Here is a 10,285-nt window from a genome sequence, read left to right on the forward strand (position 1 = left end):
CGCTGCCAGGACGCTTCGAGGGCTGTATACCGTTCATTGATAAAGGCATGGCGTGCCACCATTGCGACGCCCGAGAGGCCCCGGTGCATTGCTTCACACTCCCGGGCAATCCGCATGCGCAGCCGCGCCACCTCACTGCTGATGGTTGTGCTCACATCTTCCTCCTTGTACTCATCTCTGGCATCCTTCCGTCCCCGCATGCTCTCCATCACCCGGCCACAGCGTCGTGATAGAGCGGAACGGCCTGCTATCAACAAGTGGGTAGATTCGGCTAGTCTTTCATCTAACACTTCCTGCTTGCTTCTCACTCTCCTCCCTCTGCTCCTCCCTCCTGTGATCAAGCTTCAGACACTCTCTTAAGATACTCTAAATACAGCAAGACAAAACGTTATTTACAATGAAGGCGCTACTAAAAGTAGCGGTAGATATATTGTGAAGCTAGTCTGGGTAATGGTATACTTATCTTGATGGAGGAATATATGTTAAGCAAAGATGCTTTTTGGTGGGAAAAGTTAGGTTTTCCCTCTTTTTCCGAAGGCACCGGGGAAAATCAAGGATTTCCGGATCCTGGCGAGGTAGTGAGTTACTATCGCAGCAAAAAGGAAATCATCACAGAAGATGGGCGAAGACGTACATGTAGACAGATTGACCTGGCTAACATGTTAGGAGTATCGGAAAGTTGGGTACGCGCTATGGAGCTACAAAACAAAGGATTGGATTCAATATCGCGGCGGAAAGCATTGGTATTAGCACTCAATATTCCACCTATCTTACTTGGGCTCGTACCAATTACAGACTTACTCAGTCAAACACAAAGCTCGCTTCATACGACCCCTACGTCGTTAAGCTGGCTTCATGATTCCCTCAGTGATGCCTGGCAACTGTACTATACAGGCACCCACACACAAGTGAAGGAGAACGTTGGTCGGAAAATACACTACCTGAGTATCTTTGCAGAAGCAGAGGATACGCATCTGAAAAACCAGCTCCTTGCGCTCCAATGTCGCTTCTACTTCCTTAGCGCTAGAATAGCGTGTGACCAGACAGAGTACCAAGAAGCATATAGCTATCTCAGAAAAGCAACAAAGATCGCCGAGCAGCTCGATGATAAAGAACTTTTAGCATTATGCTACTTCTGGCGAGGAAGAGCCTATCTAGAAGAAGAAAGATATCCCGCTGCTGTTATAGCATTGAATAAAGCTCTTAGCCATACAAAAGATAACGCAGGAAAAGTAGTCGTTCCCCCCTCGCTTTACGGTTGCACCCTCCTCGAACTTGGGCTAGCACGTGCATATACCATCGATCCCCAGAATAAAAAAGCGAAGCAAGAGGTGTTAGATCTCTTTCAAAAGGCCAAAACAGTTGCCTCACAGGCTCCCACCTCTGATAGCACCTTTGTCATGATTAACTTAGGTCGGTACTACCACTTCAAAGCAGAAGCTCTCATTGCCATGAAGATGCCAGAAGAAGCGCTAGAGGCTCTCGATAAAGCGGATATGCACACCGCCCCACAATTCACCCGACGAAAAGCATACATCGGAATATTAAGAGCACAGGCTGCTTTAGATATGGAAGACTATACCTATGCAGCACATCAAGCGCTTGAGGCTGTGAACACTTGCAAAGCAATTCGTTCTGAGGTCAATCTTGAGGAACTCAAGCATATTGGTAAGGCACTGAATACGAGTCCTTTTGCAAACTCGGAGACAGTTGGAAAACTCAACATTGCGTTGATGAATATATAACATCTCACTGCCTGTTTGAAAGAGATCAAACAGCCGATAGCAAAAGAGCAGAAAGAACAAAGAAACTCAGCAAAACAAGAAAGAGGCAACGCGATGGGAAAGCAGGTGTATCCATTGGCGCTGACCGATGCAAAAAGGAAGAGATGAAGTCCCTTGATTGGAGTGAACCCATGTCACCGGACACATGGCAAGTCAACTTCGTGGGAGGGAGGCGTAAGCTGCCTCAAACTCAGCAGGAGGGAGATATCCCAAACTGGAATGCAAACGTTTCATATTGTACACCTGTTCAATAAAAACGGTCAAATTTGCCTGGGCATCCTCAAAACTCTGATACTCTTTCAGGTACACTTCTTCCTGCTTGAGTGTCTTGAAGAACGACTCAGCTTTGGCATTGTCATACGGATTGTCCACATCCGACATGCTGATCACGGCACCAATCTGCGAAGCTGCTCGACAGAATCGCGGCTGGCATATTGAACCTCTCGGTCACTGTGATGAATCAATCCAGATTGGGGTCTTCGTTCCCAGATCGCTTGGCGCAGAGCAGTCAGCGTAAGAGACGTCGTCATCTCACGTGAAAGGTGCCACCCGACACAGCGTCGCGAGAAAGCAGGCGAACGCGCTTGTCTCGTCTCACGACGTGATTGCCTACGAAGCCTTGCAGATCCGCCATCTCGTCAAGAACCGCCATCTGGCCAGGAGCATCTCTGATGCGGCGTGAGGTCGCTTCCTCTGGTGGGTGAAATACGACGGCACGCTGCATCGTGTTCCAGTGATCGGGGTGGAACCGGCCTTCACCAGTCAGGACTGTTCTCGTTGTGGACAACGAGTCAAGAAGAGCTTGAGTGTGCGTACGCATCTGTGTCCTGGCTGTGGGCTGCTCCTCGACCGCGATCACAACGCCGCCTTGAATATCTTGCAGAAAGCCTTGTCTGGTACCGTTGGGCAGACGGGAACCGACGCTCCGCAAGGAACGTCGAACGCTTCTGGACAGCCTGCCGCTACGCGTCGTCACACTGCGACGCCGCGCAAGCAGGCTGGATGAAGGAAGAATCCCCGCCCTTCTGGCCTGGGGAGTGTCAATCGAAGCTACAGGATGGGTTCAAATACATGCGGGAGCAATAGCATTACCCAGTGGAGGTCTTATCTTATTTGTAGGCGAAAAGGAGGCAGGCAAAACCTCTAGCGTGCTTGGCTTATGTCGAAATATTAGAGAGATATTGTTTGTCTCAAACGATAGAATACTCCTTCATAAAGAGCATAATTGCGCGATAGGATGGCCTACTGCTATTGGGATAGGAAAAGAAGCATTACGTCGTTTGTATCTTGATATACCAGGCTATGAGGCAAGGGGGAAAATATGGTATTGGCCATCAGAAATAAGGTCTCGCGGTTTTCTGATGAAGCCACATGGGATTGTACAAATGATTGTGGCTCCTCAGTTCACCCTAAACCAACACGATCCAGTAGTAATTAAAAAGCTGCCCAGCAACAAAATTCTTGCAGAAAATATTAGATATGATGCCCTCTCTGAAGAGAATTGGTGGAATCTAGAACGCCCTAATAAGAGTAGTTATGGGGCATGGTTGGCTTCATCTTCTTGGGTGCAGGATATACCTGCCATTCAAATACGCACTTGTGGCCTTTCATCGGTATATATATAAATATATTAAGCCAGGAGATCGGTGTATGATAAATGATAGGCTGCCTATCTGTTTACCGACAGAAGTAAATGCATTTGTAAGCAGTGAGGAGCGTTCCCAGCTGGAAGCCCAGCTAGAGAATTATTTTCGTGCCTATGTAGTGGGAGAAAAATACTTCATAAAAGTAGGAACATCGGAAAAAGATTGTTTTTTTCAATCATTAAAGCGTGAAGTGAAAACATATAAAATGTTTCATCTATCCAGCATAAGATGTCCCAAGCTTGTATGGCACTATATAGGGGATGATATTGTTGTCCTTGTGACTGAAAAGATTCCTGGCAGTCCGCTTGCAGACCGCCGAGAAGCATTTCATTTGCCACCAAACGTTCTAGTAGAAAATTTGTTGCCTGATATTGCTAAAATTAGAAAAGTAGAAACACCTCCACATTGGGTATCTAGTTATCATCGGGATGAAAAAGTACAGAAGTACTGTAAAATACTTCATTCTCACTTACCTGCCAGGCTACGCACTGCGTTAGAATCATTAGTGGGTCATCTGCATACCCAGAATAATATAGGCTTTAGCCATGGAGACTTACTTCCCAAAAATATTCTATTTTATCATGAACACTACTGGTTTATAGATTGGGAATGGGCTGATCTCCGTCCATATTCATACGATCCAGCACTTTTTGCCTTATTTTCACTTGATCCACTGTTGGGGCTTACATGCTTTGAAAAATGGAGTCAATTCTGGAATCCGATAGAACTTTACCGCGATGCTGTAGTCATTGCATTACGAGAAATGAAAATATGGTTAACACAAGCAACGAATAAAACAGAGAGAGTAAAGTATGCTGCATTATGGCAGCGTACCTTAGAGGAGGCCATAAGATGGTTAATGTAGCACTAGTAGGGCCACTTTATAATGGTTTGAACAAATATATTGCAAAGCTTGCAGAAGTGCTTACTAGACGAGGATATAATGTAGATCGGATAGGCTTTCATAACAGCAATTTTGATCTTGTAAGCATTAAAAATAGTGTAAAGGAGATAATCGAAAAACAGACTGGAATAAATATGACATTATCAACTATAACTATGGGATGTATGATGCAGAGCAACTTATACCTGTATTTTTGCCATCATGTTCAGCAAAAAAGTTGCTAACAGTGAACTCCGCTCATTTAGATCTATTTCCTAAAATAGGGGCACCTGATATAACTGATGCAGTTAGCCAACAAGTTAAATGTATGGATGCATATATGTTATTTACAAGTTATGCACAAAAAAGATGAAATTAGATCATGTTATCAACCAAATAAATTGGCATCCAGCCACACATGAGGAGGTTCATGTTCCTATAGAAACACAGAGAGATCTGCTTTTTTCTTGGGGAATTGACATATACTCTATGACAGTGACAATACTTGGATATCCGTCACGCTGGAAAGATATATCTCCAGTAATTAAAGCTGCCAGAGGTTTAACCAATATACAATTTGTCTTTGGAGGACCGTGGTGGGATTCTAAGCTGAAACATGAGGGATATCTTCCTCCTAATGTTAAGACTATTTCTCATGAGCTAAACGAAGTAGAATGAGGCCCTGCATACCATCTCCCTTCAGGCACGCTTTCCTCTCGGCTCTTCTACTCTCATCCCTGTTTCTCAGGAAAGGCTTTAGAAGAGTTTGATCGTACTGTCGGGCAGACAGGAACGGACGAGCACGACTCGTCAAACGCTTCTGGACAAACCGTCTCTACTCGCTCTCCGCGCCAGCGGAGAACGGGCAAGCGAGCTGAATGAAGGAAGAATTCCCCGCCTTTGAAGCGGGGAAGTATCAAAGAATTCATGCGTTTCCCCACTGGAAAAGCTGAACAGAAAGTGTCAAGAAATGTCGGTCTGCAACACAGCGGTAAGCTTGCACACAGAAGAACATGAAAAAACTCTTTTCTTCTGAATCTGAACCGTGAGAGCGATTTTGTTCACGGAAGCGGCCCAGGAAGCTCCCGTCTTCAGGGGGAGAGGAATGGGCCTCCCTTGTGAAGGAAGAGCACATGACAAGCTCTTCATACTGCTTGACACACCTCTCCTTCATTGAGAGGATTGAAGACATGAAAACGGTCATCACCGCCAGACGCAAACTCCAGCCAACGAAAGAGCAGTTTGCCGCTTTGCGAGCGACCCAACTGGCCTATCGCGACGCGCTCAAGCTCGTCTCGCAATATGCCTTCGCTCATGGCAAGCTGAGCAACAAGATCGCCTTGCAAGCGACACCTCTCAGGAGATCCGCACGCGCTTTCAGCTCCCTTCCCAATTGGTCTGCTCGGTCTGTCGCCAGGTGGGAGCGACCTCCAAAGGGCTATGCACCACAGTGAAGCGCAAGGCCGGGCTGACCACCAAACGCGACAAGGGCCTGGACCAGCCCCCCGGTCTGGCTCTCCCACCCTGGAGTATCAGTATGGCAAGGACGATAGCTTCAAAAAGGCGCAGCAGGTGAGCGTGCTGACGCTCTCTGGCCGCGTGATCCTGCCCTACAGCGGCTCTCACTCCCATCTGGCTTTGATCCAGCAGGGGGCAACGATCGGAACAGCGAAGCTGTGGTATGACCGGGCCACAAGCAGTTCTATCTGCTGGTTTCTCTTGCCATCGAGGTCGCTGATCCCACACCGCAGAGCGTAGAGCAGGTGGTCGGGGTGGATACAGGCATTCGCTCTCCGGCAGTGAGCAGTACCCACACGGGCACAAGCACCTTCCATTCGGGCAAGCGGGTCAGGGCCAAAGCCAACCATTGCGCAAGACTGAGAAAGCGTCTGCAACAGAAAGGCACTCGTTCGGCAACGCGTCGCCTGGTGGCGATCTCTGGACGAGAACGATTGAAGCAGGACGCCAAGCATGTCGTTTTCAAACGCCTCACCCAGCAGCATCCACGCAGCCTGATCGGCCTGGAACAGCTCATCGATATTTGCGAGCGAGCCCCCGCAAGAAAGGCAAGCACGCCAGTCAGAAGCAGCGCAGAGCCAACGCCGTTTTCTCACAGTGGTCGTTTGCCCAGTTGCAGGGCCTGATCGCCTCCAAAGCGCTCAGACAGGGGAGCCTGGCAATCACGGTCGACGCTGGTTCCACCTCGCAGGCATGCCCGATGTGTGGGCAGAGCGCCTGGGAGAACCGACCGGGCAAGGGGTTGCGCTTTGTCTGTCAGCGCTATCAGTATAGCTTGCATGCGGATCTGGTGAGGGCCCGAAATCTGGTGCTGAGAACGCTTCTCGTCCGGCAGGACTGGGCAAGAACGGGGCAGGTGTCACTTGTCCCTGATGTGTCGGACAAGGAAGCCAAAGCAGAGCGCCTGCACCAGTTCTCTGAGGTGCGGTGGAGTTCAGACACAAGCCTCCCCCTTTATGACACTTTCGTCATAAGTGGGGAAGAGCACTACTTCCGAGCAAAACCTCCGTAGAGAATCTCAATGGCATAACGCGTCTTGCGCTCGATGCCTTCTGGTCCATCAGCATAGGGACGCATTTGATTTTCAATGATCAGCATGGCTAGTCCGTGCAGCATCGACCACAAGACGGCAGCCAGTGCGGCTGGATCGCCATCCACCAACGTTCCTTTTTCCTGGCCACGCCTGATCACATCGACATAGAGCCGATAAACCGCCTTGGAGGCCATCTGTAGGCTCACGAACCTTTCTCGTTCAAGAGTAAGACCGCTAAACATCTCACGCATCAGCCAGGGATGGGTCTGCGCAAAATGGACATAGACGCGTGCAATTCCGAGCAATTGCTCAAAGGGCGAATCCGGCACGGCGCGCAAGGTGGCCTGAATCTGTTCAGCCAGAAGTCGAAATCCTTCTTCAGTGATGGCTGCGATCAATGCCTGCTTGTCAACAAAATGCCGGTAGGGCGCGGCATGGCTCACTCCAGCCCTGCGTGCAACTTTGCGTAGATCAAGCTCTCGTGCACCTCCCTCGGCGAGCAGGTCCAATCCTGCCTGAATCAAAGCGTTTCGTAAATCCCCGTGGTGGTAGGACTTCGGCTTCTGAGGCTCATGCTGACTCTTCATCCCAATCATTCTCCCCTCTCTTCCTGGCAGCAGGAAGTTTACATTGAAAACAATGTTGACATCGAAAACTTTCTATAGTAAAATGTTTACAATGTCATCATACAGTAATACCGGAGAGCTTGCAAGAGCTAAGAGTGTGCTCGTGTCACAGGACGGATTGTTTCCCGTTTCTCTGAAAGAACATACTCACACGTTGAAAGGAACATCACATGTCAGAGGGAAAAAAGATTGCACTCGTTACAGGTGCCAATAAAGGAATTGGCTTTGAGATCGCGCGTCAGTTGGGAGGCCGGGATATCACCGTCCTGGTTGGTGCACGCGACCTCGCACGGGGAGAGGAGGCCATCCAGAAATTGCGGGCCGAGAAGATAGAAGCTGTCCTCGTTCAGCTCGATGTGACCAACCAAACCAGCATCGATGCTGCCGCTGCCTTCATTGATCAGGCCTATGGACGGCTGGATATCCTGGTCAACAACGCTGCGATCTCCGTCGGCGAATGGAGTACGCCACCCAGTCAACTCTCGCTTGAAGACTTGCAGAAGACCTTCGCTACCAATGTCTTCGGTGCCTTCGCCGTGATCAAAGCCATGCTTCCCCTGCTCCATCGCTCCCAGGCCGGGCGCATCGTGAATCTCTCAAGCGAGATGGGTTCCCTATCCATCAACAGCGATGCAGACTCGCCCATCGCACAGTTTCCGCCCACCCTGGCATACAATGCTTCGAAAACAGCCCTGAACACTCTCACTGTTTTCTTCGCCAAAGAGCTCCAGGGCACGCCCATCAAAGTCAACTCGGTCAGTCCTGGCTATGTCGCCACCGACCTGAATGGGCACAGCGGCTATCTCACTGCCGAACAAGGTGCAAGAGTGCCCGTGACCTACGCCACCTTGCTAGCCGATGGACCGACTGGCGGCTTCTTTGGAGCCAATGGACAGATCGCCTGGTAACTTTCCGGGCGAGGTCTCCGAGCGTGATTGCAGCGTCCACGGGACAACCATTGCCGCTTCACCATCATTGATGGGGGAAGCGGCAATGGTCTCCTTCAACGAATCCAGATCATCTTCCCTCGACACAGGTGCAACAACAATATGAGGATTTGCTGGCGGAGATGCGATCCAGTAGTTCCCTGACTGCCCCTCTCTCTCAGATGACCGCAACCTTTCTCAAAGTGACTGCGAGCTACTTCCCGGCCTTATTTCATGGAGAAAGTCCCCGGTATGTTCTGAACAGCTTTCTCCACGATTGGTGGTGCCATGCAATTGAGCGCCGCCAAGAGCTCATACGTCTAGCCCCCCGGTTGGAAATACTGAGGAGCAGCAACACTGGGCAGCTTTTTGTGCCGCCACTGTTGAGGAGCTTTGCAAGCGGGCTTTTTTCCCATATCCTGATTGGATCTGGAAGCAAGAATATATGCTTGCCACAACCCTGGATACTCTCTCCTGCTGAGCCCCACGAGGTTCTTACTCCCTTTGCCCGACGAAATATTATCGTCTCACGAACTATTCTTGAGAATAAGTATGAGTTTCGCGATATGTATGAGCGAAGACCACGATGGTCCATTTTCTCGGACCAGGAGCTTGCTCGCTTCAAAAGAACAGACAAGCGCTCCTCTTCATCCAATATTTGAGGAGCGCTCTTCTTCTTAGCGTCTCCTCACCACACCGTTCCCCCTTTTTCGTTCCTCGTTTTCGATGTCCTAGCACCATCGTTTTTCCAGCATGTTCCTCTGTCTCCGCTGGCTTCTCACGCCCATCGCCCCTTCGCCGCACAAGAGCCCCACGAGCAGAAACAGGTGACAAAGAGGTTTTCTTTCCCTACTTGCCTTCTCCCCATCGTCCAGGGATGCTTTTTCATAGAAGATGATCTCCTCCCGCGCAAGGAGGGTGATGCGCGATCCACGCCCACCGGGATGGTACGGTTGGGGCCTGCGTTCTGCCCCAGGTTCTCCGGGCAGAGAGATCTCTCCTCTCTTGCAGCACTCATCTCACCGCAAGAGAGAGACGAACATATCGATTGAAGCAAAGAAAGGAGGGTAACGCGCACAGAAGACTGAACCTGTGATCCTTGAGCGTGCATTCTCATGGGCGAACCCTCCTTTCCTTCTCCATCTCTTCACCAAAGGAGGAAACCCCATGGCACACCCTTCAAGCGTTTCACAGTAGCGTGGATTGCCAATCTGTAAGGCACGCGTGACTTGTACCCCATGCGGCGACAACTGAAAGCGAGCCAAGCACTCATTTGGGCGCTTGACTTCATCGACGAGGTCTGGTAGAGGTTTTGCGCTGGCCTGGCAGGACGACGAGAAGCCCATCCACGTTGTCGAGCAACGGCGGCAAAAGGCCGCTCCCGCTGCAAAAACACTGCCTGGTGAGGGCCGGTTGATGCCTTCTGCAGGATCAGCTGTCGTTGCGCTTTGTAGATGGCCGTCAGGTACCGCGTCACGACGCTCATTTCTCTCTCCCGGAAAAGGTCCCTTAAGAAGGCAAGCACTCATCCCTCTTTCCCGTCAACATGTTGAGAAAATCAAGGGATGGGCTGAAGGAAGCGTCTACGCTCTTGCCTCATCGCTTCTCAAGAGATCAGACAAAAGGTGTGCAATGGGTGTAGACAACTCTACCTGTTGTGCAGTCTTCGTGAAGAGACTCACGTCCTTCAGCGGAATCTTCCTCTGCCTGAAAGGCGCAGCCTGGGTATCCTCGACAATTCTCTTCCCATGCCCCTGATAGATAGGAGAGGGGAATAGCGTGGGGGCCGTCGTCAGCATATCAAGTACTGCTTTCGGATCGACTCCATTGTTCTCAGCCACCGAGAGCGCTTCTCGCAAAGATTGTCCT

At 50.1% G+C, this 10,285-nt stretch carries 12 protein-coding genes and 2 pseudogenes; 8 read left to right on the plus strand and 6 right to left on the minus strand.

All coding sequences use genetic code 11. The annotated features are described in order from the left end of the window. Nucleotides 1-290 (minus strand): hypothetical protein (locus EI42_RS33645; protein ID WP_211326443.1); only part of this gene is annotated, 290 nt, incomplete at its 3' end. A gap of 189 nt (nt 291-479) precedes the next feature. On the opposite strand from EI42_RS33645, the gene EI42_RS31195 reads away from it, so the two are divergent. Beyond that, nucleotides 480-1,745 (plus strand): tetratricopeptide repeat protein, encoded by a 1,266-nt coding sequence (locus EI42_RS31195; RefSeq protein ID WP_170143053.1) that lies wholly within the window; start codon nt 480-482, stop codon nt 1,743-1,745. Nucleotides 1,746-1,937: 192 nt separating this feature from the next. Here the strand turns inward: EI42_RS31195 and EI42_RS35070 are convergent, their stop codons facing one another. Then, nucleotides 1,938-2,165, minus strand: coding sequence for an integrase core domain-containing protein (locus EI42_RS35070; protein ID WP_111326817.1), 228 nt, complete (start codon nt 2,163-2,165; stop codon nt 1,938-1,940). A 5-nt stretch (nt 2,166-2,170) separates the two neighbouring features. Continuing rightward, nucleotides 2,171-2,314 carry a hypothetical protein gene (locus EI42_RS35075; protein ID WP_111326819.1) on the minus strand — a complete coding sequence of 48 codons (144 nt, stop codon included), beginning with the start codon at nt 2,312-2,314 and terminating at the stop codon, nt 2,171-2,173. Between the two features lie 20 nt (nt 2,315-2,334). Between EI42_RS35075 and EI42_RS31210 the strand changes: the two are divergent. The 6 genes and pseudogenes from EI42_RS31210 to EI42_RS31230 all read left to right on the plus strand — a co-directional run. Then, nucleotides 2,335-2,790 (plus strand): annotated as a pseudogene (locus EI42_RS31210) (RNA-guided endonuclease InsQ/TnpB family protein); the annotation flags it as partial. A 31-nt stretch (nt 2,791-2,821) separates the two neighbouring features. Then, nucleotides 2,822-3,409, plus strand: coding sequence for a hypothetical protein (locus EI42_RS32205; RefSeq protein WP_146505470.1), 588 nt, complete (start codon nt 2,822-2,824; stop codon nt 3,407-3,409). A 25-nt stretch (nt 3,410-3,434) separates the two neighbouring features. Then, entirely contained in the window at nt 3,435-4,295 is an 861-nt protein-coding gene (locus EI42_RS31215; protein WP_170143054.1) for a phosphotransferase, read from the plus strand. Next, on the plus strand, nt 4,283-4,558 hold the full coding sequence (locus EI42_RS33650) for a hypothetical protein (protein WP_111326823.1): 276 nt from the start codon (nt 4,283-4,285) through the stop codon (nt 4,556-4,558). The genes EI42_RS31215 and EI42_RS33650 overlap by 13 nt, the downstream gene beginning before the upstream one ends. Nucleotides 4,559-4,682: 124 nt before the next feature. Then, a complete protein-coding gene (locus EI42_RS33655; protein WP_211326444.1) occupies nt 4,683-4,991 on the plus strand; it encodes a hypothetical protein in 309 nt (102 codons plus the stop codon). Between the two features lie 512 nt (nt 4,992-5,503). Next, nucleotides 5,504-6,843, plus strand: a pseudogene (locus EI42_RS31230) (RNA-guided endonuclease InsQ/TnpB family protein). Here the strand turns inward: EI42_RS31230 and EI42_RS31235 are convergent. Then, on the minus strand, nt 6,819-7,460 hold the full coding sequence (locus EI42_RS31235) for a TetR/AcrR family transcriptional regulator (RefSeq protein WP_111326827.1): 642 nt from the start codon (nt 7,458-7,460) through the stop codon (nt 6,819-6,821). The pseudogene EI42_RS31230 and the gene EI42_RS31235 overlap by 25 nt on opposite strands. Before the next feature lie 200 nt (nt 7,461-7,660). On the opposite strand from EI42_RS31235, the gene EI42_RS31240 reads away from it, so the two are divergent. Next, on the plus strand, nt 7,661-8,398 hold the full coding sequence (locus EI42_RS31240; protein ID WP_111326829.1) for an SDR family oxidoreductase: 738 nt from the start codon (nt 7,661-7,663) through the stop codon (nt 8,396-8,398). Here the strand turns inward: EI42_RS31240 and EI42_RS33660 are convergent. Both EI42_RS33660 and EI42_RS31255 read right to left on the minus strand, forming a co-directional pair. Further along, entirely contained in the window at nt 8,342-8,524 is a 183-nt protein-coding gene (locus tag EI42_RS33660) for a hypothetical protein (protein ID WP_211326445.1), read from the minus strand. The two genes, EI42_RS31240 and EI42_RS33660, sit on opposite strands and share 57 nt — an antisense overlap. A gap of 1,475 nt (nt 8,525-9,999) precedes the next feature. Further along, nucleotides 10,000-10,285, minus strand: a 286-nt coding sequence (locus tag EI42_RS31255; protein ID WP_146505472.1) for an NAD-binding protein, incomplete at its 5' end; no start/stop codon positions are given.

It is taken from the genome of Thermosporothrix hazakensis, assembly GCF_003253565.1.
Taxonomy (GTDB): domain Bacteria; phylum Chloroflexota; class Ktedonobacteria; order Ktedonobacterales; family Ktedonobacteraceae; genus Thermosporothrix; species Thermosporothrix hazakensis.